The organism is Acidicapsa borealis, from assembly GCF_059115245.1.
In genome coordinates this window covers 5015958-5042041 of the sequence record NZ_JCACNY010000001.1, presented here as the reverse complement: position 1 = coordinate 5042041, position 26084 = coordinate 5015958, and the positions used below count along the sequence as shown (strand labels likewise).

Genomic DNA, 26084 nt, shown 5'->3' with positions numbered 1-26084 from the left:
CTACTTGCCCCCCTGCGCTGCTTTTTCTTCCTGGGCGGAAAGGACGTGGACCTTTTCGCCGTCGATGAGCGAATCGGGCGGGTCCTGGATGATCTGGTCGTCTTTATTGATGCCGGTGATGACCTGGACTGTGCGGCCGTCGTCCTGGCCCATGGTGACGGGAACGAGGTGCGCTACGCCGTCCCTGACGACGCCGACGCGAAGGCCTTCGTTGCGGAAGATGAGGGCTGAGACGGGAAGAATGAAGGCGTTGCCGACGGGGTTGACCTTGAAGTGGACCTGAGCGAGGGTGCCGGCGAGGAGCTTGCCGTCGTGGTTGTCTACGTCGATTTCTACGAGCAGTGTTCTGCTGGCGGGGTCGATGGCGTCGGCGGTGCGCACCAGCTTGCCGTGGAAGGTCTGGTTGGGGTGCTCGGCGAAGGTGAGGTCGATGATTTCACCCTTCTTCACTGAAGCGGAGTAGACGCCGGGCAGGTTGGTGTAGACGCGCAGAGTATTTACGGCCTGGATGCGGAAGAGCTCCGTGCCGGTACCGGAATTGACGAGCTGGCCGGTGTCGATGTTGCGGGCGGTGACTACGCCGTCGAAGGGGGCGTAGACCTTCTCGAAGGAGGTCAGCTCCTTGTAGTGCTGGACATTGGCTTCGGCGGATTTGACCTGCGCTGCCGTGGATGAGGCCTGGTTGACGTAAGTATCGGTGTCCTGCTGGGAGACGGCGTTGGTCTTGACGAGGTCCCTGTAGCGGTCCGCCTGGATCTTGGCGTTGTTGGCGTTGGCCTTGGCGGTGTTTACGTCTGCTTCCGCCTGGGCCAGCTGCTGGTCGATTTCCGGGCTTGCGATTTCGGCCAGCAGTGCGCCTTTGCTCACTTTGGCGCCGATATCGAAGTACCAGCGGGAAAGGTAGCCGGAGGTGCGGGCGAAGATGGGTGAGTCCGTGTATGCGGTCACGTTACCGGGCAGGGCGAGTTCTTGAATCGGTTGGCCCGGCTTGGGCGCCATGGTGATGACCGAGGGGGCGGCCATTTCTTCGGTGTGGTCTTTGAGCTTGGCACTGGCGTGCATTCGCGGCAGGATGCCGACGACGGCGAGGACGGCGAGCACGAGGATGAGCACAACGGCAGCGGTGATAGCGTGACCGGTCTTGATGGGTTTCTGGTCAGGCGCGGTTTCGTTGTCGTGATGCGAAGGGGCCTGGGGTTGTGCGGGCGTATTTGGTTCAGTGCTCATAGCTGCTCCGGAAATTGCTCGTCAACGACGGTGCTTGACGTCTTGGCACGCTTGCTGCGGGCCTTCTTTTCGATGCGCCCGTGCAGGGCGGCGAAGAATGTCGGTACGAAGAAGAGTGTGGCGACTGTTGCCAGCAACAGGCCGCCGATGACGGCGCGGCCGAGCGGGGCGTTCTGCTCGCCGCCGTCGCCGAGGCCGAGGGCCATGGGTACCATGCCGATGATCATGGCCAATGCGGTCATTAAAACGGGGCGGAAGCGGACGAAGCCGGAGTTCAGCGCGGCCTTGCGGGCGTCGCCGACCAGGATTTCGAGCTGTTCACGGGCGAAGCTGACGACCAGGATCGAGTTTGCTGTGGCCACGCCCATGCACATGATGGTGCCGGTGAGGGCAGGGACACTGAGGCGGGTTCCGGTGAGGAAGAGGAACCAGACGATGCCGGTGATCGCTGCGGGTAGTGCGGAGATGATCAGGAACGGGTCCAGCCAGGATTGGAAGTTGACCACGATGAGGAAGTAAACCAGCAGGATCGAGAAGGCGAGTCCGGCTAGAAGTCCTTTATACGATTTCTCCATCGTGTCACTCTGGCCGCGGAGGACGATCTGAGTTCCGGCCGGCACATCCTTTGCGTGCGCTTTAATTTTTGTGTTGATGGCGCGAGTCACCGAGCCGAGGTCGGCTCCATCGACGTTTGCGTAGATATCGAGCACTGGCTGAATGTCGTAGTGGCTGACGGTGCCGAGTTCGTTGCCGGGAACGAGGGTCGAGAGGTTGCTGAGGACCTGCATCGATTGTGGACTTCCGGGAGCGGAGGTAAAGGCTGTGGGACTTGGGGCGGTGGGCATGCCTGCGGTGCCGCTTGAAGTGGTGACGGGCAGGCTCTGCAGCTTGGCGACGGAATCAATGTTGTACTGCGGCGCCTGGATGGCGATGTTGTAGGAGACGCCATTCTTGGGGTCGAGGTAGAAGTTGGGTGTGGTCTGGAAGCTGCCGCTGAGCGCTACGAGGATGCTGGTGGCGACGTCTTTCTGGGTCAGGCCGACCTCCTCGGAGCGGGTGCGGTCTACGTTCACGGTGAACTTGGGCGCATTGAAGGGCTGCTGGATGCGGGTGTCCACGGCTCCGGGGACGAACTTCACATCGTTGAGCAGCTTCTCTGCATAGACGCGATTTTCCTGCAGTTTCGGTCCGATGATCTGGATGTCGATTGGCGAGGACAGGCCAAAGTTCAGAATCTGCGTGACGATATCGACGGGCAGGACGTAGAAGGTAACGCCGGGGAATTGCCGGGCGAGACTGTCGCGCAGGTTCAGGACGTAGTTCTCGGTGGGGTGATGTTTTTCGGTGAGCTGCACGGAGATATCGGCATCGGCGGTACCGATGGGGGCCGAGGTGGAGTAGGAGAGGTTGTAGCCGGAGTAGGGAAGTCCGATGTTGTCGATGATGCTGACCATTTCGTCCTTCGGGATTTCCCGGCGGATGGCCGAATCGATGTGGTCGCAGAGCGAGGCGGTTTCCTCAATGCGCATGCCGGTGTGAGCGCGGACGTGGATCTTGAAGGCGCCGGAGTCGACCGTCGGGAAGAAGTCTTGGCCGAGCCACGGGACGAGGCCGCCCACTGACACAATGCAGATCAGCAGGAAGATGACGATGAAGGCAGTGGCGTGATCCACGGCGAAGGTGAGTAGCCGGACGTAGCCGTTGCGGATTTTTTCGAAGTAGTGCTCAAAGCCGCGCTGGAAGGCGACGAAGGGATTGCGGCTGGTTTTTCGCTTCTCGGCGTCTTCGTCGGTGTGCTCCTTGAGCAGGTACTTGGCCATGGTGGGCACGACGGTACGCGAGAGCAGGTAGCTGGCGAGCATGGCGAAGACGACGGCTTCGGCGAGCGGTACGAAGAGATAGCGCGAGACGCCGCTGAGGAAGAACATCGGGACGAAGACGATGCAGATGGCGAGGGTCGAGACGAGCGCGGGAATGGCGATCTGGGCTGCGCCGTCGAGGATGGCCTGCTCGATTTCTTTGCCGGATTCGAGATTGCGGTTGATATTTTCGATTTCGACGGTGGCGTCATCGACCAGGATGCCGACGGCCAGCGCGAGGCCGCCGAGGGTCATGATGTTGATGGTTTCGCCGAGCGCGTAGAGCATGATCAGCGAACTGAGGATCGACAGAGGAATGGAGACGGCGATGATGACCGTGGAGCGCCAGCTTCCGAGGAAAATCAGGATCATTGCGCCGGTGAGGCAGGCAGCGATGATGGCTTCGCGGACGACGCCGTTGATGGCGCCGCGAACGAAGATGGACTGATCGTTGAGCGGGGTGACGCGCAGGTTGGGATTGAGCTGGGCGAGGATCGGTGGCAGCTTTTCGTTAATGCCCTTGATGATCGCCAGGGTGGATGCCGAACCGCTCTTCAGGATGGACATCAGCGTAGCGCGCTGGCCATCGACGCGGACGATGTTGGTCTGGGGCGGGAAGCCGTCGCGAACGTGGGCGACATCCCGGACGTAGATTACGGCGCCGTTCACAGCACGGATGGGCAGGTCGTTGAGCTCGGCTACGATGGGCGGCGCGGAGTTGGTCTCGATCGCGTATTCCGTCTTGCCGACCTTCATGGTTCCGGATGGGGCGATCAGGTTCTGAGCGGAGATGGCGTTGACCACGTCGGCAGGCGAGAGGCCCTTGGCCTGCAAAGCGTTGATATTGAGATCGACCTGAATCTGGCGCTGTTTGCCGCCGTAGGGATAGGGAATGGCTGCGCCCTGGACGGTGGCGAGGCGGGTGCGGATGATGTTCTGGCCGAAATCATTGAGCTGCTGTTCGGAGAGGCCCTGGCCGGAGAGACCGAGTTGCAAAACGGGTACGCTCGACGCGTTGTACTGGATGATGAAGGGCGGTGTGGTGCCGGGAGGCAGCGAGCGGAGCTGCACCTGGTTGATGGAGTTGACCTGGGCGACGGCGGAACCGATATCGACATGCGGCTGAAAGAAGACCTTGATGACGGCGATGCCGTTGAGCGACTGGGACTCGATGTGTTCGATGTCGTTGACCGTGGTGGTCATGCCGCGTTCGCTGTTAGAGGTGATGCGGTTGGACATCTCTTCCGCGGAGAGGCCAGTAAACTGCCAGACAACCGAGACGACAGGGATATTGATATTGGGGAAGATATCTGTCGGCATCGACAGGATACTGAAGGCCCCAATGATAAGCAGAAGAATGGCAAAGACGGCAAAGGTATATGGCCGCCGTAACGCCAGCCGGACAATCCACATAGTTTTTTTGGTCGCTCCCGGAGACTCGAAGAAAAACGGTCGCAGTTATGAATTCAGTCTAAATTCTGCAGACTGGGAAACGTGCTTTCAGCCAAGTCATTTCAACAGGCGCACACGGTATAGGACGAACGAGCCACCTATGAAGATGCAGGAAAGCCCGAAGCTGTATGAGTTCGGCATCTTTAGCCCCGGCCTATGTGCAGCCTGGAAGGGGTTAGAAGGTAGCGAAAACTGCAAGGATTGCAATACAAGCAGCAATGGCGAGGCTGACGCCATCCCGGATGGCGAAGATGACAGGGTCCTCGTCGAGCTCGCCACGGGAGGCAAGCAGCCAGACCCGGTAGAGCCAGAAGAGCATGAGCGGAACGATCAGCCATAGACGTCCCGAATGGTGATACAGGGCGTCCACGTCTGGACGAGCGATGTAAAGCATGAAAACCAGTACTGCGGCGGTGGCACTGGTGGTGCCGAAGCTGCGAATCTGCTCCAAGTCGCTGACCAGGTATCCGCGGCCATGGGAGTTGACGATGCCGCGTTCGCGGAGGTTGGCGAGTTCACTGAAGCGCTTGACCATGGCCAGCGAGAGGAAAAGGAAGACGGCGAAACTGGAGAGCCATGGGGAGATCAGGGTGCCGGTCGCGGCGCCGCCGGCCTGCATGCGCAGGGTGTAAAGCCCGGCCAGGAGCAGGACATCGACCAGGGGAACGCGCTTGAAGACCCAGGAATAAGCCGAGGTCGTGACCACGTAGAGCAATAGCCACAGTGAAAAATTCAGCGGGAGGGAGGGGAGAAAGGCACAGCAGCCGGCGACCAGGAGCGCGGCAACGGCCAAGCCGGTAAAGACCGGGAGGTCTCCTGCGGCGAAGGGGCGGAAGCGCTTTTTCAGGTGCCGGCGGTCACTCTCGATGTCCAGCAAATCGTTGAGGAGATAGTTGGCCGAGGCGATGAAGCTGAAGCAGAAGAAGGCCGCGATTGCCGGAATCAGCGTGTGCCAGGAGAGCTTATGCGAGAGCAGCAGGGGCAGGAAGAGAAGCACGTTCTTAGCCCACTGGTGCATGCGGATTGCTTTCAGAATCGTGCTTCCGATTGGCTTGTGGTCGCGGAAAGTCTGCGTAACCGGCAGGCTCCTGGCCTTCAGTGCCACGGTCAACGCGCGGGACGGGTTGGCGGTATACGCGTGTCCGGCGTGGGAGAGCGCGGGAAGGTCGGCCATGCCGTTACCGATGTAGTCGAAATACGGAAAACGCTGCTGAAGCCCGGCCAGCTTGTGGTGGTGGGTCAGGTTAGTTGCGCCGTCGGAGGCCAGAACGCCGGAAAACAGGCCGAGGTGGTCTGCGACGCGCTCGGCCAGGGAGATGTCCGCTCCGGTGGCCAGATAGATTGGGCGTCCCAGCTGATGCTGCTGTTCGAGGAAGTGGAGGACAGCCTTGTTGTAGGGCAGTTGTGAGGCATCGAGCGGAGCCAGGGCCGCGACTTTGGCCTTGACGAACGCTTTTCCGCCGGAGGCGAGCCATTTGGGAACGTGCAGAAGCTGGCTGGGCCGATTGCGGAGCAGGACGCAGAGTGAATCGTGGAAGGTGTCGGATTTGACCAGCGTTCCATCGAGGTCGACGCAGAGCGGCGTGCCGTCGGCGTCCGCAGCTGGATCGGCCCGGTATAGACTGGAGCCGATTTTTCCGCTTTCGCCTGACTGGATCACGTTTGTTTCATATCCTTCTGCGGGATCTCTGCCGCGCTACAAAAAATTGCATCGTAACTATATAAGTTTCGTTCAGTATATCGTTGTACGGAAAATGGGTTCCACAGGGGCCAGCCGGTAATTCCTGCCGAAACAATTCTTGGGGCTTGACCGTCCGAAGGTAGGAGCGTCAGTCTAAGGCTTGCCGTTGTTTTCACCACCGGGCCGCGTACATCAGAACACCTGGCAGAACGGCGCAACGGAACGCGCACCGGACCGCATCGAACTTTTGACTGCAAAACAGCATTCACTACAAAAAGGGAACGTATGCCTTTGTCTTCTCCAACCGATGTACCCAGCACCGAATCGTCTCAATCTCAGCCAGTACCCGCAAAGCGTAAGTTGGGGTGGATCCGGCCCATTCTTTACCTGCTGGTGATTGGCCTTGTCGTTTTTGCCGTATATCGGGTGTACGAGAATAAGCAGGCTGCGAAGGCGCAGGCGGAAAAGCAAGCCAACGCCCTCCTGAATCGCCCGGTGCCGGTGCAAGCTGTACCAGTGGAACAGCGGCCGATGCCTGTTTATCTGACAGCGCTGGGTACGGTGACCCCGTACTACAGCGTGACGGTGAAGGCGCGCGTGAACGGGCAGCTAGACAAGGTGAACTTTACCGAAGGCCAGCAGGTCAAAGCCGGTCAGACGATCATGGTGATCGACCCCAAGCCTTTTAAGGCCGCCCTGGATCAGGCCAAGGGAACGCTGGCGCATGACCAGGCGCTGCTGAAGAATGCGCAGGCTGAGTTTAACCGCTACACGGCGCTGTATGCCGCCGGTGTCGTTTCGAAAGAGTCGCTCGACTCTCAGCAGTCCTCCTTCGGGCAGTACGAAGGCCAGATCAAGAGTGACGAGGCGGCAATCGAGACGGCGCAGCTTTCGCTGGACTGGTGCACGATCCAGTCGCCGATCTCGGGCAAGATTGGCCTGCGGCTGGTCGATCCGGGCAACATCATCACGGCGAATACGACGAACCTGGTAATCGTCAATCAGCTGCAGCCGATCGCAGTTTACTTCACCCTGCCTGAAAATCTGTTGCCGCAGGTGCTTTCCAAGTTGCGCGCAGACCAGCGGCTAGTGGCCGAGGCTTTTGATCGCGGCGACACAACGCGGCTCGCGATCGGGCAGTTGCTGACCTCGGACAATCAGATCGACACGACGACTGGAACGGCGAAATTGAAGGCTGTTTTTACCAATGCCGATGAGAGCCTGTTTCCCAACCAGTTTGTGAACATTCACCTCATTATTCAGCAGCGGCCCAAGGCGCTTGTGCTGCCGTCTGCGGCGATCCAGACCGGTTCAAATGGCACATTCGTCTGGGAAGTACAGCAGGACAGCACGGTCAAGATGATTCCGGTTAAGGTGGCATTGGCTGAGGGCCAGTTGACGATCCTGGACAGCGGCCCGCCTGCGGGCGCGGAGATCGTTATCGATGGCGCGGACCGACTGCATGACGGCGCCAAGGTGATTCCCAGCTCCCCGAAACAGAAGGTGAGCGCTGATAGCCAGGCCTCAACACAACTGCCTCCGGACACGGCCGGGCAGAAGACTCCGTCCGCGCCGGCTCCGATGACGGCGGGTCAGATGGAGACAGAGCATCCGGACAAGCGGCGCTCCACCAGTGAGCCGCCGGCGAATCATTCGGGCAGCGCGAATCATGCAGGCCATCCGAACCAGCCTAAGCGGAGCCAGCCTTGAATCCGTCACGGCCATTTATTCTGCGCCCGGTAGCGACCTCGCTGCTGATGGTGGCGATTTTGCTGGCCGGCTTCGTCAGCTATCTGCAGCTGCCTGTTTCTGCGCTGCCGGAAGTTGACTACCCGATCATCCAGGTGCTCACTTTCTATCCCGGTGCGGGACCCGATGTGATGTCGTCTTCGGTTACGGCTCCGCTGGAGCGGCAGTTTGGACAGATGCCGGGACTCAAGCAGATGACCTCGGTCAGCTCTGGCGGCGGGTCGGTCATCACGCTTGAGTTCAACCTTGACGAGAACATCGATGTTGCCGAACAGGAAGTTCAGGCTGCGATCAACGCGGCCAACAGCTTCCTGCCGACTGACTTGCCGAACCCGCCGGTCTACAGCAAGGTCAATCCAGCCGACGCGCCGATCATGACGCTTGCCCTGACCTCGGATGTGTTGCCGCTTGATAAGGTCGAGGATGCGGCGGATACCAATCTTGCGCAGAAGATCTCGCAGGTCACCGGAGTGGGGCTCGTGTCCATCGCCGGCGGGCAGAAGCCTTCGGTGCGCATTCAGGCGAATCCCGCACAGCTTGCCTCCTACAACCTCAGTTTGGAAGACCTGCGCACTGCGTTAGGTGCCGCTAACGTCGATCAGGCCAAGGGTACGCTGAATGGATCGCGGCAGTCCTATACCGTAGGCGCCAACGATCAGCTTTTGTCGAGTGCGGAATATAAGCCAATCATCATTGCCTATCGCAATGGTGCGGCGGTGCGCACGACCGATGTGGCCACGGTAGTCGACGCTGCTGAAAACTCGCAGCAAGCGGCATGGATGGCGACTCCGGCTCTGGGGAGTCATCCGGCGGTGATTCTCAACATTCAACGGCAGCCGGGTGCAAACATTATTGGCGTTGTTGACCGGATCACGGCTCTGCTGCCGCAGTTGAAGACCAGTCTGCCTGCGTCCATCCAGGTGCAGGTTCTTACTGATCGCACTTCTGTCATTCGTGCTTCGGTGGAGGATGTTCAGTTCTCACTGATTCTGACCATTGGGCTGGTCGTCATGGTGATCTTCCTCTTTCTGAGGAATCTGGTCGCGACGATCATTCCTGCTGTTGCGGTGCCCCTGTCACTGGTAGGTACTTTTGGTGTGATGTACCTGCTGGGCTACAGCCTGAACAATCTCACGCTGATGGCGCTTACTATCTCGACCGGCTTCGTTGTCGATGATGCCATCGTGATGATCGAGAACATCTCGCGCTACATCGAGGAAGGCGAGGACCCGCTCCATGCCGCGCTGAAGGGCGCCGGACAGATCGGCTTTACGATCGTCTCGCTGACGGTCTCGCTGATCGCGGTGCTGATCCCGCTGCTCTTCATGGGCGACGTGGTTGGGCGGCTCTTCCGCGAGTTCGCAGTCACGCTGGCGATTACGATTCTCGTCTCCGCAGTGGTCTCGCTGACGCTGACGCCGATGATGTGTGCGCGCTTGCTGAAGCACAAGCCTGAGGCCCAGCAAGGGCGGTTCTATCGCGCCTCGGAAAAGGTCTTCGAATCTGTCATAGCCTTCTATGGCCGCACACTTGAAGTCATTCTGCGACACCAGTTCACAACACTTCTCGTAACGATCGGCACTCTGGTCGCTACGATTGTGCTGTTCCTTATCGTGCCCAAGGGCTTCTTTCCTGTACAGGATACGGGCGTGATCCTGGGCATCTCGGAAGCTCCGCAGACGGTGTCGTTCGAGAGCATGGCGAAACGTCAGCAGAAGCTTGTGGATATCGTGCTGCAGGACCCGGCGGTCGAGAGTGTTTCCTCGTTCATCGGAGTGGATGGTACGAACACCACGCTGAACAGCGGCCGCATTCAGATCAATCTGAAGCCGCTCGCAGATCGTGGAATCTCGGCGACAGACGTCATTGCGCGCCTGCAGCCGAAGTTCGAAAATCTGCAGGAAATTCAACTTTTTCTTCAGCCATCGCAGGATCTGACCGTGGAAGATCGTGTGAGCCGCACGCAGTTCCAGTACGCGCTTGGCGATCCCGATCAGGTCGAGTTGGCGAAGTACACACGCAAGATGGTGCAGGAGTTGAGCAAGCAGCCTGAGTTGCGGGATGTGGCCAGCGATCTGCAGGACCAGGGACTTGGTACACAGCTGGTGATCAATCGCGATACGGCGGCGCGCCTTGGCATCGCGGTTGCGGATATCGATAACACGCTGTACGACGCTTTCGGGCAGCGGCAGGTGTCCACGATTTTCACGCAGTTGAATCAGTATCACGTGGTGATGGAGGTCGGGCCGAACTTCCAGACTGACCCTTCGGTGCTCGCGAGCCTCTATGTGAAATCTTCCAACGGAACGCAGGTGCCGTTGAGCAACCTGGCGCACTGGGAGCAGACGCGCGCACAGCTTGCGATCGGTCATCAAGGACAATTCCCAGCGACCGTTATCAGCTTCAATGTGGCGCCGGGCAAGTCGCTGGGCGATGCTGTTGCCGCGACCAAGCGAGTCGAGCAGGCTATCCAACTGCCCGCCAGCATCAATGGAACGTTTGAAGGCACTGCTGCGGCATTCCAGGCGTCGCTGGCCAACGAACCAATCCTGATTCTTGCAGCATTGATCACTGTCTATATCGTTCTCGGTGTTCTGTACGAAAGCTATGTGCATCCGATCACCATCATCTCTACTTTGCCCTCCGCAGGTGTAGGTGCGATTCTTGCGCTGCTGGTGACGCGCACCGACTTCAGTGTGATTGCGCTGATTGGCGTGATCCTGCTGATCGGCATCGTGAAGAAGAACGCGATTATGATGATCGACTTTGCGCTCGAGGCAGAGCGGGAAGGGCATAAGTCTCCGCACGACGCGATTTTTCAGGCTTGCCTGCTGCGTTTCCGGCCGATCATGATGACCACCATGGCGGCTCTGCTGGGTGGGTTGCCGCTGGCCCTGGGTTCGGGCGTGGGGTCTGAGCTGCGCAAGCCGCTGGGTATCACCATCGTGGGCGGATTGCTGGTCTCGCAGTTGCTCACTTTGTATACGACGCCTGTGATCTATCTCTACTTTGACCGGCTGGCGAACCGCATGGGCAAGAAGAGCAGGACTGTTGAGATGGATGAACACGCGCACGCCATTGCCGGCGATTAACGAACCAGCGAGCAAGCAGAACACGTAAGGACGTATGCATCTTTCCGCTCCATTTATCCGCAGACCGGTAGCTACTACGCTGCTCAGCCTGGCATTGCTGATGGCTGGCTCGGTTGCTTATTCGTTGCTGCCCGTGGCTTCGTTGCCCGAAGTAGATCTTCCGACCGTCTCTGTCAGTGCCGGGTTGCCAGGAGGCAGCCCGGAGACGATGGCCTCAAATGTGGCGGCGCCGTTGGAGCGTCAGTTCGGGAGGATCGCTGGCATTACGCAGATGACTTCGTCGAGCTCGCTGGGTTCGGCATCGGTGACATTGCAGTTCGATATGAACCGCGACATCAACGCGGCGGCACGCGACGTGCAGGCGGCGATCAATGCGGCGCGCAGCCAGTTGCCATCGTACCTTCCGCAGAACCCCAGTTATCGAAAAACAAACCCTGCGGATGCGCCGATCCTCATTCTTACGCTGACTTCGGATGTGGTACCGAAGCCGCAGATTTACGATATAGCCGATTCGATTCTCGCGCAGAAGATTGCGCAGATTCAGGGAGTCGGTCAGGTATTTGTCGGCGGCAGCTCGAGTCCTGCGGTGCGTGTTGAGTTGAATCCGATGCAGTTGAGTTCGTATGGTGTCGGTCTTGAAGCGGTGCGCACAGCGCTCGCGAATGCTAATGCCAATCGGCCTAAGGGCTCGTTTCATGACGACCGGAACCGCTGGCTGATCGACGATAACGATCAGATATTCAAGTCGCAGGACTATGCGCCGCTGATCGCAGGCTACAACGCAACGACCGGTGCGCCCGTACGTGTATCCGATCTGGGCACGGTCACCGACTCAGTAGCCGATCTTCACAGCGCTGGTCTGGCTGGGATCAACGCTGGTCCTGGGTCGGTGATGCGTCCGGCTATTCTCATCATCGTGTTCAAAGTGCCTGGCGCGAACGTGATCGAATCCGTGGATAACGTTCTGGGTGAGTTACCGCGCCTGCAGGCCGAAATTCCTCCGACCATTCGCATCAACGTAGCAGTCGATCGTACAACTACGATCCGCGCGAGTGTCAGAGATGTGGAACGGTCTTTGATTATCAGCGTAGTGCTGGTGGTGCTGGTAGTTTTTCTCTTCCTTCGCGAGGTCTGGGCTACAGTAATTCCGTCTATTGCAGTGCCGCTTTCTCTGGTGGGCACGTTCGGCGTGATGTACATGCTTGGGTACACGCTGGATAATCTTTCGCTGATGGCGTTGACCATCTCGACCGGCTTCGTCGTTGACGATGCGATCGTGGTGATCGAGAACATCACGCGCTACCTTGAACAGGGAATGAAGCCGTTTGAAGCGGCTATGAGAGGTTCGCGCGAGATCGGCTTTACTGTGCTTTCGATGAGCATTTCGCTGATCGCTGTGTTTATTCCTATTCTCCTGATGGGTGGTGTTATCGGTAGCCTCTTTCGAGAGTTTGCAGTCACACTTAGCGTAGCAATCGCCATGTCCCTGCTCGTCTCATTGACCACAACTCCCATGATGTGTGCACAGTTCCTGAAGCCGCATGATCCAGCAAGGCACGGTCGTCTGTACAAGGTCAGTGAACGAGCTTTCCAGTGGCTTTTAGATGAATACTTGCTCGGGTTGAGCTGGGTCCTGAGGCACCAATGGCTGATGCTCGGTGTGACAGTCGGGACCTTTGGTCTGAGCGTCTATCTGTACACAATCGTGCCTACTGGACTCTTTCCCCAGCAGGATACTGGGCGCCTGGGTGGATCAACGCGAGCGGCTCAGGACATCTCCTTTGATGCGATGAAGGTCAAGCAGCAAACCCTGGCGCAAATGGTGCTGGACGACCCGGCCATACAAACAGTAACCGCCTTTGTCGGCGGCGGTGGGCCGGGTGGCGGCAGCAACAATGTCGGTCGCATGTTTATTGCTCTTAAGCCTTTGGGCGATCGCGGCAAGAACGAGAAGGGCAGAGAGGTCTCAGCCGATGACGTTGTCAACCGTTTGCGTAAGAGACTGACGAGTGTTCCTGGCGCAACGCTATTTCTACAGGTGCAACAGGAGTTTCAGACTGGCGGACGGGGCAGCGATGCGCAGTATCAGTACACGCTGTCGGACGAGAATCTGGATGAGTTGAATACCTGGGCGCCAAGGTTGCTGGCAAAGATGCGTACACTGCAGCAACTGAGAGATGTTTCGTCTGACCAGCAGGACCAGGGCCTGCAGGCGAAGCTGGTCATTGATCGAGATGCAGCGTCACGGCTAGGCATTACTATGACGCAGATCGATCAGGTGCTCTATGACGCGTTTGGCCAGCGCGAGGTCTCGACGATGTATACGGCGTTAAACCAGTACTTCGTGGTGATGGAGGTAGCGCCGGAGTTTCAAAACAGCCCGGATTCACTGAATGGAATCTATATCAAGACTACGTCGGGTGCCACGGTTCCGTTGGCTACGATCGCTCACTTTGATTCATCGCGCACATCTCTTCAGGTCAATCATCAAGGTCAGTATCCGGCGGTTACGCTTACTTTTAATCTAGCTCCCAACGTAGCCCTCGGCGATGCTGTGACATCACTGGAAAACGCTCAGCGTGAGATGGGTATGCCTTCTACGGTCCATGCAACGTTTCAGGGAACGGCTCAGGTTTACAAGGCTTCGCTGGCCAATGAGCCATACCTGATCCTGGCCGCTCTAGCGGCAGTTTATATCGTACTGGGCATTCTCTATGAGAGCCTGATTCACCCCATCACCATTCTGACTACGCTGCCATCTGCAGGCGTCGGTGCGATCCTGGCGTTGCTGCTCACCGGGACGGATCTCAGCATCATCGCGTTGATCGGCATTCTGCTGCTGATCGGGATTGTGAAGAAGAACGCGATCATGATGATTGATTTCGCCTTGCAGGCCGAGCGTGATGATGGACTGCCTCCGATGGAGGCTATCTACAAGGCTTGCCAGTTGCGTTTCCGACCGATCATGATGACCACACTGTCGGCTTTGTTCGGTGCCCTTCCGCTCGCGTTTGGCACGGGCGTGGGAGCAGAGCTTCGCAGGCCACTGGGTATCACGATCGTGGGTGGTCTGATCGTTTCGCAGATGCTTACTTTGTTTACCACGCCGGTGGTATATCTATTCTTCGATCGCCTGCAATGGCGGCTTATGAAGCCGCACCGCGTGGGTTCAGAACTCGAAGAGGCGCCGTCGCACGGGGACTAAGCCAGCCAAGTGGCAGCATGAGTTCCTGCTGGCTGGGTGCCGGACGTGATATCTTCCCCTGATATGAAAGTCGCTACTCCGGAAGAACGATTTGCCAAGGGTCAGGCGCGGCGCAAGCAGATGCCGCGCAAGCAGAATGCCGAGTTTTCGGCAAAGGGCCGGCTAACTCCTCCACTGCAGTTGCTTCAGCGCTCGGTGAAGGGGCGTGTCCCTGCGCTTATCAAAATTAAATACGAACGCATGATTGCTTCGCCTTTCGGCTTTTTTCGCGGGGCGGTTCCAGTGATGGCAGCCGATCTTGCGGCTATGCCCAATACTGGCATCCTGGTTCAGCTTTGTGGTGATGCGCATGTGAACAATCTTGGCGCATATGCGGCGGAAGATGGACGCCTGATCTTCGATATCAATGATTTTGACGAAACGTTTCAGGGTCCTTTTGAGTGGGATCTGAAGCGCATGGCGGCATCTCTCGTGGTGGCAGGGCGCGCTGCGGGGAATAAAGACAGCGTCAATACGCGCGCTGTGTTGCGTTGCATCATCAGTTATGCCGAGCGGATGCGTGCGTATGCGCCGATGCCGGTGCTTGAAATGATTCGGGACCAGATCAGCCGGATCGAAGAGATTGCGCCGGTGCATCTGGCTTTGCGCAAGGCTCTGCGCACAACACCACTGCATACGTTGGAGCAACTTACAGAGCCAGTCCCTGCTGCAGGTTCGGCGGTTGACTCGTCGAAGAAGGCTACCAAACCTGCGAAGGAAGTCGACCTGAATACGCCGCGGCAGTACCGCGAAAATAAGCCTATCCTCACTCGCGTGACTGGGGCGAAGGCGAAGACAGTGATCGATTCGCTGAAGGCCTACGCGCAGACATTGCAGTCGCAGCGCCAGCATTTTCTGGCGCAGTACAGGCCTGTCGATGTGGCCTTCAAAGTTGTCGGTACTGGATCGGTGGGATTGCGCGATTATTGCGTTTACATGGAAGGCAATGGGCCGGGCGACCCTCTGTTCCTGCAGATTAAGGAAGAGGCTGCGTCGGCGTATGCGCCTTATCTGAGCGATCCTCATGTGCCGAAACATCAGGGCCAGCGGGTGGTAGAGGGACAGAGACTGATCCAGACTGGCACGGATATTCTGCTTGGCTATACGACGATTGAAGGGCGCGACTATCTGGTGCGCAGGTTGAGCGATCACAAGGCTTCTATCGAGCTGACCGACCTGAATGGCGAAGGTCTTATTGAGTATGCACAGCTCTGCGGCGAACTTTTGGCGCGCGGTCATGCGCGGTCCGGCGACGCACAGGAGATTGCCGGATACCTTGGCGCGGGCGAGGGGTTTGCCGACGCACTCGCCCATTTCGGCCACGCGTATGCAGATCAGACGGAGAAGGATTGGGCGGCGTTGAAGCGCGCGAAACGATAGCAGGGCTTCCACGCGCTTGCCCAGGCTGGATGCAGCGTGATACACAAAGGCGGCATGAGTTATATTCTTTCGCTCGATCAGGGGACGACTAGTTCCCGCGCAATTCTCTTCGACCACGCTGGCGCAATCGTCTCCGTGGCACAGCAGGAATTCAAGCAGATTTATCCCAAGCCCGGTTGGGTGGAGCATGATCCCACCGAGATCTTGACCTCGCAGATGAGCTGCGCGGTGCAAGCGCTGGTGCGCGCTGGACTGGAAGCGCATGATGTGGCCGCGCTGGGCATCACGAACCAGCGCGAGACGGTCGTCGTGTGGGATCGCGAGACTGGGCAGCCGGTCTATAACGCGATTGTCTGGCAGGACCGGCGTGGTGCAGGCCATTGCGAACGACTGGTGGCCGATGGCGCGGAGCCGATGGTTCGCGAGAAGACCGGTCTCGTGCTGGATCCATATTTTTCCGCGACAAAAGTAGCGTGGATCCTCGACAACGTGCCTGGTGCGCGTGCCCGTGCCGAGGCAGGCAAGCTCGCCATGGGAACGGTGGATAGCTGGCTGATCTGGCACTTGACGAGCGGGCAGGGCAGCGGATCCGCCGCGCCGGTGCATGTCACGGACCAGACGAATGCCTCGCGTACTTTGCTTTACAACATCGTCGAAGGCCGCTGGGATGACGAGCTGTTGAAGCTTTTTGGTATTCCTGCGAGCATGCTCCCGGAGGTCAAATGGTCGAGCGAGCGCATCGCAGAGGTAAACACTTCGCATGGGCTTGGTGGGATTGCCATTGCAGGCATCGCAGGCGACCAGCAGGCGGCGCTCCTTGGCCAGCTCTGTTTCAATCCCGGTGAGGCGAAGAATACCTATGGCACCGGTTGCTTCCTGTTGCAGAACATCGGCACTGGTTTTCTGCAGTCCAAGAACCGGTTGATTACCACGCTGGCTGCGAGCGCGAACCGGAAGCTCGAATATGCGCTTGAGGGCAGCATTTTTATCGGTGGCGCGGTTGTGCAGTGGCTGCGGGACAATCTGAAGATGATTCATTCGTCGTCGGATGTGGAATCGCTCGCGGCGACGGTACCCGATACGGATGGCGTGGTTTTCGTGCCTGCGTTTGTGGGTTTGGGTGCGCCGCACTGGGATCCGCACGCCAGCGGACTGATCATTGGTCTCCGCCGCAGCACACAGCCTGGGCACATTGCACGTGCAGCTCTGGAGAGCGTTGCTTTTCAGGTGGCCGACGCACTGGAAGCGATGCAGCAGGATTCGGCTGCTGGCACCGGTACCAAGTTGCCCGCGTTACGCGTTGATGGCGGCGCGGCGGTGAATGACCTGATGATGCAGTTCCAGGCCGATGTGCTGGGTGTGCCTGTGATCCGCCCCAAGGTGACGGAGACGACGGCCCTGGGCGCTGCGTATCTGGCGGGGCTTGCGACGGGCTTCTGGGATAGCGCAGACGAGTTGCGGGCAAACCGGCATCAAGATACCCAGTTTGATCCAAAGCTTCCCGCTGACGAAGTGGCTGCTCGAAGAAACCGCTGGAAGGATGCGGTGGAGCGTTCGCGGCGCTGGAATGTCTGACCGCTGCCGGCTAGGGGCGCGACGCGTAGTCCAGCAGGTGCAGGTAGCTGCGGTAGACCTTTCCTGTGGCCCTGCTGATGCCGATCTCGCAGGTGCGGCTTGAGGAATAGTAGCCGTCGTGCCGCTGCAGCTCAAGCTCTACCGCTTCTCCGGTGGTGGCTGACGCGGTTAGCTCAGGGTGCAGAAAACCCCGGTCCCCGGCGAAGGCGCAGCAACCTGCCTCCTGCGGAACGACTACCTCGTCGCTGCACGCGTCGGCGAGTGCAACCAGCTTTGCCCCGATCCCCATCTTGGTTGCGGAGCAGACTGGATGCAATGCAACGGATGGCAGGGTTCGCTGAATATCGAGACGCGGCAGGATCGTGCTGTGGGCAAACTCGATTGCATCGAGAATGTGCAGCTTGTCTAATCTCTGCTGGTTCTCCGGTGTGAGTTGCGCACGGCAGGTTTTCAAGCCGTAGGTGCAGGGGCTGGTATCGACAACGACAGGTAGACGCGCGGAATCGGACCATCGATAGAGGCTCGCGATGGTGTGGTTCACACTGGCTTCGTTGGCTGCTTCAAAGCCTTTCGAAGAGAACGGCACGCCGCAGCAATGGCCGGGCAGATCGCGCGGAACATAGAGCTTGATGCGCGCACGTTCCGCGATATTGAGCAGTGCCTGCATGTTCGTTGTTTCTTCCGGCTCACCGGGTAAAGCGCCCATCATGCGCGAGATGCAGGCGGCAAAGTAGACGGCGTCCGCGCCTTCGCTCTTGCTTTGGGGCAGCGCTCCCTTGCGAGGCTTTGGCATCGGATAGCCCCATTGCCAGAATGGCTCGTCGAAGAGCTTGCGGCTCGTTCGATCAGCTAACTTGGTAATACCAGTCATGAACTCTGGACCGAGTGCACCTTCTATTCGATGGCCAAGCCCGAGAGCCATGCGCGCACCCCATTCCGGCAGGATGAAGTGATGGGCCATGCGTGTCGCGATCCAGTTGGCAAAGGCGGTGTGGCGGATGGCGCGGAAGCGCTTCGTCAGCTTGCCGGTGTCGATACTGACCGGGCAATCGGTGGCGCAAAGGCCATCGGCAGCGCAGGTGTCGAGTGCCATGTATGGGAAGTCGCGCTCGAGCGCCTCGCGGCTTGCTGGTAAGGCGTTGTTGTCACGCATCCGCTGCATCTCACGGCGCACCACGATGCGCTGGCGCGGAGTGAGCGTAATGTCGCGGCTTGGGCAGCTGTGCTCGCAGAAGCCGCACTCGATGCATTTGTCCACCTCCGGCTCAACGACTGGAAACTCCTTCAAGTCGCTCACGTGCGCCAGTGGGTCGGAGTTGACGATGACGCCGGGGTTGAGCAGATTGAGCGGGTCGGCGATCGCCTTCAACTCCTGCATGATGCGATAGGCATCCGCTCCCCACTCCGTTTCGACGAAGGGAGCCATGTTGCGGCCTGTGCCGTGCTCGGCCTTCAATGCGCCATCGTATTTGGCGACGACGAGAGTCACAACGTCGTCCATGAAGTATCGATAGCGCTCGATCTCGCGGGTGGTGTTGAAGCCCTGGGTGAGGACGAAGTGCAGATTTCCATCCTTGGCGTGACCAAAGATGATGGCGTTGTCATAGCCATGTCGTGCGAACAGCGCCTGCAGGTCCAGCGCGGCATCAGCCAGCCTTTCGACAGGCAGCGCAATGTCTTCGATGATAGCTGTCGTCCCGCTGGCCCGTACCGCTCCGACGGAAGGAAACATACCTTTGCGAATCTTCCAGAGTTTCGCGTGCTGCATGGGGTCTGTCGTGAACACTGCGGGATGAAGCAGCGGCAGCCTGGCAACGACAAGCTGCGCCGCGTTTTCCAGTATGCGTAACTGCGCATCGTCATTGGTCTGGAATTCGACCAGCAGCGCTGCTGCCTGATTTGGCAGTTCTTTCAGATAGGTGGGCACACCCGGTTGATCCTCAACCGATCGCAGCGACGCGCAATCCATGAGCTCAAGAGCAGCGGCGCCTGCCGCAGTAAGAGCGCCGATTGCCGAACACGCAGCATGCAGGTCAGGAAAGATAAGCAGCCCGGTCGACTTCTTCGCATAGTCGGGGACTGTGTGCAGCACCGCTTCCGCGATGAAGGCCAGGGTTCCTTCCGAGCCAATGAGAAGATGGCTGAAGATATCGACTGGCCGGTCAAAGTCCAGGAGGGCATTGAGCGAGTAGCCGGTAGTGTTCTTGGTCTTGTACTTGCTCCGGATGCGCGCTTCCAGTTCGGGCTGACTCTTGATTTGCCTTTTCAGTTGCAGCAGCCTTGCGCAGAGCTCCGGCTCGAGCATACGGAAGATGTTGTCGGCGTTCGGATCGGCGGTGTCGATCTGCGTTCCCGACGGCAGGATGAAGGTCAACGAACTGAGGGTGTGATAGGCATTCTGCGCAACCCCGCAGCACATGCCGCTGGCGTTGTTCGCGAGAATGCCGCCTAAACGGCAACTCGCAATCGAGGCGGGGTCGGGCCCGATCTTTCTTCCATACAGTTGCAGCGCCTGGTTGGCTTGCTGACCGATCAGGCCTGGCTGTACACGGATTGCCTTGCCATTCTGCTCTACGCGAACAGAGCGCCAATGGCGTCCGATGTCCACCAAAATGCCGTCTGTGATGGCCTGGCCGGAAAGGCTGGTACCCCCGGCGCGAAACGTCAGCGGGATGTGCCGCTGATGGCTGAAACGGAACAGGTGCTTGATCTCTTCTACGGTCTTCGGCTGAATTACTGCGCGCGGAATAAGCCGATAAAAGCTGGCATCCGAAGCAAACGCGACGAGTTCGATCGGCCGGATGAGGATGCGCTCTGGATCGATGAGGTGCTCAAGCGAGCGCAGAATCTCGTTCGACTGCACCTGGCTGCCAATCGTGGGCGCTTCTGCTGTTGCCGCGGCTCCGGGCTTCAGTGAGGCTGTCATCGTTTGGTCGATCCTCATGATTCCGCTTTCATCCTATTATGGAACTGCTGATTCGATATTTCAGTTGTGTTTGTGACGCGGTGAAGTTCATTGCTTTTCGGATGTAAGCTTGTTGTCACACAATCAATCCCATTAGAGGAATTAAGTACCCATTGCCATTCCACTTGTATGCACAGCCGTCGTACACTGAGAACGTTCCAAATCAGCGGCTGCGAGCGGTATGGCTGCATATCCGAGGTCGGCGGTGCGCGTTTCTCTTTTTATCACCTGCTACAACGATGCTCTTTTTCCTGAGACGGGGAAGGCAGTCGTCAACGTGCTCGAGCGGCTGGGACACGAGATCGAGTTCCGGCCGGAGCAGACCTGCTGCGGCCAGATGCACTGGAACACAGGTTACCTGCGCGAGGCCGTGCCGATCATCCGACATTTTGTGAAGGTGTATCAGGATGCGGAGGCAGTGGTGATTCCTTCGTCTTCCTGCGTCTCGATGATACGTGATCACTACATCAAGGCCGCGGAAATGGATGGGGATGCAAAGCTCGTCGCTGACGTGGAATCGCTGTTGCCGCGCATTTTCGAGTTCTCTGAGTTCCTGGTGCGCAAGCTCGGAGTTGAGGATGTAGGAGCGACCTATCCGCACAAGGTGACGTACCACGCAAGCTGTCACTCGATGCGGAGCCTGCATCTCGGCGACATCCCGATCCGCCTGCTGAAGCAGGTGCGCGGCCTCGATCTGCAGCCGATCCAGAACATCCAGGAATGCTGTGGTTTTGGCGGTACATTCGCTATCAAGAATGCAGATGTTTCTTCCGCGATGCTGGCCGACAAGGTCCGCAATGTACTGAATACCGGGGCTGAGGTTTGCACTGCGGTGGACAATAGCTGCCTGATGCATCTCTACGGATCGCTGCATCGTCAGCGGACATTCGTAAGGACGGCTCACTTAGCAGAGATTCTTGCTTCAGGCCAGATCGCGGGGAATGCATGAGCCAGACGCAATGGCATACACGCGATTTTCCTACTGCAGCGAAGGAGCTGCTGCAGGACTCACAGACGCGCAAGAACGTGCAGCATGCGACCAACGTCATTCAGGGCAAGCGCAATAAGGTCACTGCTGAGCTTCCGGATTGGGAAGACCTGCGGGAGGCCGGCGCTCAGGTACGCGCTCACACACTGCGGCATCTCGATCACTATCTCACGCAGTTCGAGGAGAACTGCACGCGCGCCGGCGGCCATGTGCACTGGGCCAGCGATGCAGCCGAGGCCAACCGAATCATCCTAGGCCTGATACAACAACACCAGGCGAAGGAAGTCATCAAGATCAAGACGATGACTTCGGAAGAAATCGGGCTCAATGCCACGCTTGAGGCTAACGGTATTCGCCCGATTGAGACAGACCTCGCCGAGCTCATCATTCAGCTTGGCAAGGACCGGCCATCGCATTTTGTCGCGCCGGCGCTGCACGTGAACAAGGCTCAGGTGCGGGCGATGTTTCAGCGTGAGATGAACCTGCCAAATCTGGGCGATCAGCCGGAGGACCTGGCTACAGCGGCGCGGGACTATCTTCGCGAGAAGTATCTTCGCATCAAGGTCGCAATTTCCGGCGGTAACTTTCTTATCGCGGATACGGGCGGTATGTGCATCGTGGAGTCCGAAGGCAACGGGCGCATGTGCCTGACTCTGCCCGATGTGCTGATCTCAATCGTGGGTATCGAGAAGGTCATTCCCAGCTTCCAGGATCTTGAGATCTTTCTGCAGACGCTGCCTCGGTCCGCTACGGGCGAGCGCATGAACCCGTACAACTCGACCTGGTGTGGTGTTCATCCCGGAGATGGTCCCCAGGAATTTCACGTTGTTCTGTTGGACAATGGCCGCAGCCCGATTCTTGCCGATAAGGAGGCGCGGCAGACGCTGCAGTGCATTCGCTGCGCAGCCTGTCTCAATGCGTGCCCTGTTTACCATCAGACCGGTGGGCACGCCTATGAGTCCGTATACGCGGGGCCGATTGGGGCGATTCTCACGCCGCAGCTGCAATCAATGGAACAGGGGCGTTCGCTGCCGTATGCATCGTCGCTGTGTGGCGCCTGCTATGAGGTCTGCCCGGTGAAGATTAACATTCCCGAGGTGCTGATTCATCTGCGTGGCAAGATCGTTCGCGAAGAGCAGGCGACGCTTGCCGGGAAACTCAGCCTCTGGAACATCGGCATGCAGGCTGCGGCATTTCTCTTCAAAGACTCAAGCAGGCTGTCGATGGCCGAGCACATGGGGCAGGTCGGGCAGAAGCTGCTTGTTTCGAAAAACGGCTTCATCGAGTGGATGCCCCTGATGCTGAGCGGCTGGACGCAGACGCGCGATCTGAAGGCTATGCCGGCGCAATCGTTCCGCGACTGGTGGGCGCAGGAGAAAGCTCCTCATGCCGGTAACGGCAAGCCAGTTGAAAGGAAGCCGAGTGTCTGAGCCAACCAGCAGTCGCGCGCGCATCCTTGCCAGTATTCGCATGTCGCTTGGCTCAGCTAGTGCTCCTAAAGCCATCGCGGCCGAATATGCATCGATTCCGCGCACTTACACGCGAAGCAGCGATGCGAGCCGGCCAGAGTTGTTTGAATTATTGACGGATCGCCTGATCGAATACGACGCAGGCATATACACCGCGTCCCCGCACACGATTGCTGAAACCATAGGTCGGATTCTTATGAAGCGGGGTAAGTCGGGCCTTGCGATTCCCGCCGCATTGCCGCAAGCCTGGCTGCCCGAAGGATTTGTCTTTGAGGTTGCGCAGGGGTACGACGCGTATCAACTCGACCGCAGCCAGGGTATCCTCTGCGGCTGTACTGTGGCTATTGCCGAGACCGGCTCGATTGTTCTCCAGAATGCAGATGCGCAGGGCGCGCGCATCCTTTCTCTCGTGCCGGACTATCACCTTTGCGTCGTATTCGGTAGCCAGATTGTGGCTACCGTACCCGAGGCATTCGCGCGGCTGGCTGCAACATCGACCGTACCAACGACGTTCATCTCGGGACCATCGGCAACGGCGGATATCGAAATGACGCGTATTAAGGGCGTGCATGGTCCAAGGTTTCTGGACGTATTGCTTGTAGAGGACTAGTCGAGAAAGACTAACTCGGGCTTACGCACGAGGAATTGGATGATCAGCCAGGCGGTGAGGTAAGCAGTTCCCGCGAAAAAGAAGATCGCCGTGTAGCTGTGTGAGTGCTGGAGTACCTCGCCCACGATTAGTGCCGCCAACATGCCGCCAGCAGCTCCGCCAAAACCACCTATACCGGTCACGCTGCCGACTGCTGCGCGCGGAAAAATGTCCGAGGCCAGCGTAAAGATGTTCGCGGACCAGCCCTGATGCGCAGCGGCAGCGAGGCTGATCACTGCGACAATCGTCCACAGGTTGTGGATCTGGCCGACAAGCATGAAGGGCGTGACGCAGAGTGCACACATCAACATCGCCGTGCGTCGAGCAGCTTTCACGCCCAGACCCATTCGGATGAAGAGTGCTGGCAGCCAGCCGCCGAAGATGCTGCCAAAAGTGGACGCGACGTAAATGACGATGATCGGTAAGGCAAGCGTGGTCAGCTTGAGATGGAAGTCGGAAGCGAGATACTTGGGGAGCCAGAAGAGCAGAAACCACCAGACCGGGTCAGTCAAAAACTTGCCAAGTAGTACAGCCCATGTCTGACGATAACCAAGCAGGCGAAGCCACGGCACTTTTACGACGCTCGTCGCGGGATCGCTGCGGATGTACGCGAGTTCGCGCGGGCTGAGCTTAGCGTCATGTTCGGGGTTCTGATACGTAGTCCACCAGAGGATGAGCCAGATGAAACTGAATGCCCCGGTAAAGAGAAACGCCGCCTGCCAGCCCAGATGGTCCGCGACCCAAGGCACACAAAGCGGTACGAGAATCGCTCCTATGCTGGTGCCGCTATTGAAAATACCTGTAGCGAGTGCGCGCTCTTTTTTCGGGAACCATTCCGCGACCGTCTTGATTGCCGCGGGAAAATTTCCTGACTCACCAAGTCCAAGGAAGAACCGCGAGACACCGAAGGATAGCGCGGAGCGTGCGATGGCATGGCTCATTGATGCCAGGCTCCATAGCCCGATCGTCAGTGCGTATCCAAGGCGAACTCCGATGCGATCGATGATGCCGCCGACGACCAGCAGACCCAATGCATACGCAGCCTGAAATGCGACCACGATGTAGCCGTACTGGACTTCATTCCAGCCAATCTTGATCTGTAGAAGGGGTGCCAGAAAACTCAGCACCTGCCGGTCCATGTAGTTGATCGTGTTGGCGAAGAAGAGTAGTGCGCAGATGCGCCAGCGAATATTGCCGATCTTGAAGGACTCGAGAGCCAACTCTACTGGCTCTTCGGGTTCACGCGGCAGTGGATTGATACCGGATGGCATACTTATCCTTCGGCTGGATCATGCTTCCCGTTGCTCGGCGATGTCACTTGCCAGGCGCAGGAAAACCAAAGTAGCGATTGGCATTGTTGAAGCAGATATCGCGTATCATGCCGCCAACCAACATATCATCGTTGGGCAGGAGTCCGCGCTCCATCTCACTGCCGAGCAGGTTGCACAAGACTCTACGGAAATATTCATGTCGCGGATAGGACATGAAAGATCGTGAGTCCGTAACCATGCCCACGAACTGGGTAAGCAGACTGACATTCGAGAGTGCATCCAGTTGCAACTCAATGCCATTCTTCTGATCCAGGAACCACCAGCTTGCGCCGAACTGCACTTTGCCTGCGATGCCTTCGGCAGAGAAGCTGCCAGTGATCGTCGCAAAGGGATAGTTCTCCACCGGATTGGAGTTATAGAGGATTGTCCGAGGAAGCGCATTCGCTGCGTCGAGCTTGTCGAGGAATGCTGCCAGGGCCTGAAGCTGCGCTGTGCCGCCCATGGTGTCAAAACCAGTGTCAGGGCCGTGGATGGCCTTTGCACGTGAGTTGACGTTGCGAAGGGCGCCGAGATGGAGTTGCATCGTCCACCCGGACTGCGCGTAGAGCTGCCCCAGGAAGAACATGACGTAGCTTGCAAACTTGCGATGTTCTGTTGGGCTTGCAGCGAGTCCATTGCGCGCGCTGTCGTAGATTGCCGCAGCTTCCGAGTCCGAGCATGGGTCTGCGTAACAGATGTCCAACCCATGGTCTGAAAGCCGGCAGCCGACAGCGTGAAAATCATGTTGTCGCTGCTCAATTGCCGCGAGAAATGAGGCGAACGAACTGATATCGATGGCCGAGGCCAACGCAAGCCTGTCGACCCATGCATTGAAGGCTTCCGGAAGGTCCACACGTAAGGCTGCATCGGGGCGAAAGGTTGGTAGCACGCGGGTCTCCAGGGAAGACGCGGCGATCGCTTTGTGATGATCGAGCGTGTCGGTCGGATCATCGGTTGTGCCGATCGTATGCACCTTGAACTTGCGCAGAATGCCGTGGACATCGAGGCCGTCGTCAAAGACTGCATTGGCCTGCTGCCAGATATCTGGTGCGGAGTGGGCATCCAGTAAATCCGTGATGCCGAAGTATCGCTCTAGTTCAAGATGTGTCCAGTGATAGAGGGGGTTTCGCAGCGTCGACGGAACGGTGCGAGCCCAGGCCTGGAACTTCTCATATGGGGTTGCATTACCGGTGCAGAAGCGCTCCGGCTCACCGACGGCGCGCATGGCCCGCCACTTGTAGTGATCGCCTTCCAGCCAGATTTCAAACAAATTATCGAAACGCCGGTTCTGTGCGATATCCCGAGGCGAGAGATGACAGTGGTAGTCAAAGACAGGTTGCGGTGCTGCGTATTCCTGATAGAGGCGGATTGCTGCATCGTTCTCCAGCAGGAAGTTTTCATTGATGAACGACACTTGGTTCTCCTCTGGTTAAGTAAGCGCCTC

The 26084-nt window shown here is 58.3% G+C and carries 14 protein-coding genes; 8 read left to right on the top strand and 6 right to left on the bottom strand.

What is annotated here, in order from left to right; all coding sequences use genetic code 11:
- The 3 genes from AC5S27_RS20420 to AC5S27_RS20410 all read right to left on the bottom strand — a co-directional run bounded on the left by AC5S27_RS20420 (position 1) and on the right by AC5S27_RS20410 (position 6198).
- Positions 1-1227, bottom strand: coding sequence for an efflux RND transporter periplasmic adaptor subunit (locus AC5S27_RS20420; protein ID WP_493936405.1), 1227 nt, complete (start codon positions 1225-1227; stop codon positions 1-3).
- Complete coding sequence (locus AC5S27_RS20415; RefSeq protein WP_493936404.1) at positions 1224-4499, bottom strand: efflux RND transporter permease subunit; 3276 nt, start codon at positions 4497-4499, stop codon at positions 1224-1226. Before AC5S27_RS20415 ends, AC5S27_RS20420 begins: the two co-directional genes overlap by 4 nt.
- Positions 4500-4713: 214 nt before the next feature.
- The gene (locus AC5S27_RS20410; RefSeq protein ID WP_493936403.1) at positions 4714-6198 is read right to left on the bottom strand and encodes a UbiA family prenyltransferase; all 1485 of its coding nucleotides are present in this window, start codon (positions 6196-6198) and stop codon (positions 4714-4716) included.
- A 306-nt stretch (positions 6199-6504) separates the two neighbouring features.
- Between AC5S27_RS20410 and AC5S27_RS20405 the strand changes: the two genes are divergently transcribed.
- The 5 genes from AC5S27_RS20405 to glpK all read left to right on the top strand — a co-directional run bounded on the left by AC5S27_RS20405 (position 6505) and on the right by glpK (position 17259).
- A complete protein-coding gene (locus tag AC5S27_RS20405) occupies positions 6505-7929 on the top strand; it encodes an efflux RND transporter periplasmic adaptor subunit (protein WP_493936402.1) in 1425 nt (474 codons plus the stop codon).
- Positions 7926-11060, top strand: coding sequence for a multidrug efflux RND transporter permease subunit (locus AC5S27_RS20400; protein ID WP_493936401.1), 3135 nt, complete (start codon positions 7926-7928; stop codon positions 11058-11060). The genes AC5S27_RS20405 and AC5S27_RS20400 overlap by 4 nt, the downstream gene beginning before the upstream one ends.
- A gap of 34 nt (positions 11061-11094) precedes the next feature.
- On the top strand, positions 11095-14265 hold the full coding sequence (locus tag AC5S27_RS20395) for a multidrug efflux RND transporter permease subunit (RefSeq protein WP_493936400.1): 3171 nt from the start codon (positions 11095-11097) through the stop codon (positions 14263-14265).
- 63 nt (positions 14266-14328) lie between these two features.
- Positions 14329-15684 (top strand): DUF2252 domain-containing protein, encoded by a 1356-nt coding sequence (locus AC5S27_RS20390; RefSeq protein WP_493936399.1) that lies wholly within the window; start codon positions 14329-14331, stop codon positions 15682-15684.
- Positions 15685-15738: 54 nt separating this feature from the next.
- Positions 15739-17259 carry a glycerol kinase GlpK gene (gene glpK / locus AC5S27_RS20385; RefSeq protein WP_493936398.1) on the top strand — a complete coding sequence of 507 codons (1521 nt, stop codon included), beginning with the start codon at positions 15739-15741 and terminating at the stop codon, positions 17257-17259.
- Between the two features lie 10 nt (positions 17260-17269).
- On the opposite strand, the gene AC5S27_RS20380 is transcribed toward glpK, so the two are convergent.
- Positions 17270-20203 (bottom strand): FAD-binding and (Fe-S)-binding domain-containing protein, encoded by a 2934-nt coding sequence (locus AC5S27_RS20380; RefSeq protein ID WP_493936397.1) that lies wholly within the window; start codon positions 20201-20203, stop codon positions 17270-17272.
- Between the two features lie 226 nt (positions 20204-20429).
- On the opposite strand from AC5S27_RS20380, the gene AC5S27_RS20375 reads away from it, so the two are divergent.
- Genes AC5S27_RS20375 through AC5S27_RS20365 form a run of 3 tightly spaced genes read left to right on the top strand, consistent with a single transcriptional unit; the run spans position 20430 to position 23291 of the window.
- Complete coding sequence (locus AC5S27_RS20375; RefSeq protein ID WP_493936396.1) at positions 20430-21173, top strand: (Fe-S)-binding protein; 744 nt, start codon at positions 20430-20432, stop codon at positions 21171-21173.
- Entirely contained in the window at positions 21170-22642 is a 1473-nt protein-coding gene (locus AC5S27_RS20370; protein ID WP_493936395.1) for a LutB/LldF family L-lactate oxidation iron-sulfur protein, read from the top strand. Before AC5S27_RS20375 ends, AC5S27_RS20370 begins: the two co-directional genes overlap by 4 nt.
- Positions 22635-23291 (top strand): LutC/YkgG family protein, encoded by a 657-nt coding sequence (locus AC5S27_RS20365; protein WP_493936394.1) that lies wholly within the window; start codon positions 22635-22637, stop codon positions 23289-23291. The genes AC5S27_RS20370 and AC5S27_RS20365 overlap by 8 nt, the downstream gene beginning before the upstream one ends.
- On the opposite strand, the gene AC5S27_RS20360 is transcribed toward AC5S27_RS20365, so the two are convergent.
- Positions 23288-24601, bottom strand: coding sequence for an MFS transporter (locus tag AC5S27_RS20360; protein ID WP_493936393.1), 1314 nt, complete (start codon positions 24599-24601; stop codon positions 23288-23290). The genes AC5S27_RS20365 and AC5S27_RS20360 overlap by 4 nt on opposite strands.
- 43 nt (positions 24602-24644) lie before the next feature.
- A complete protein-coding gene (gene uxaC, locus AC5S27_RS20355; protein ID WP_493936392.1) occupies positions 24645-26054 on the bottom strand; it encodes a glucuronate isomerase in 1410 nt (469 codons plus the stop codon).
- Positions 26055-26084 lie beyond the last annotated feature (30 nt).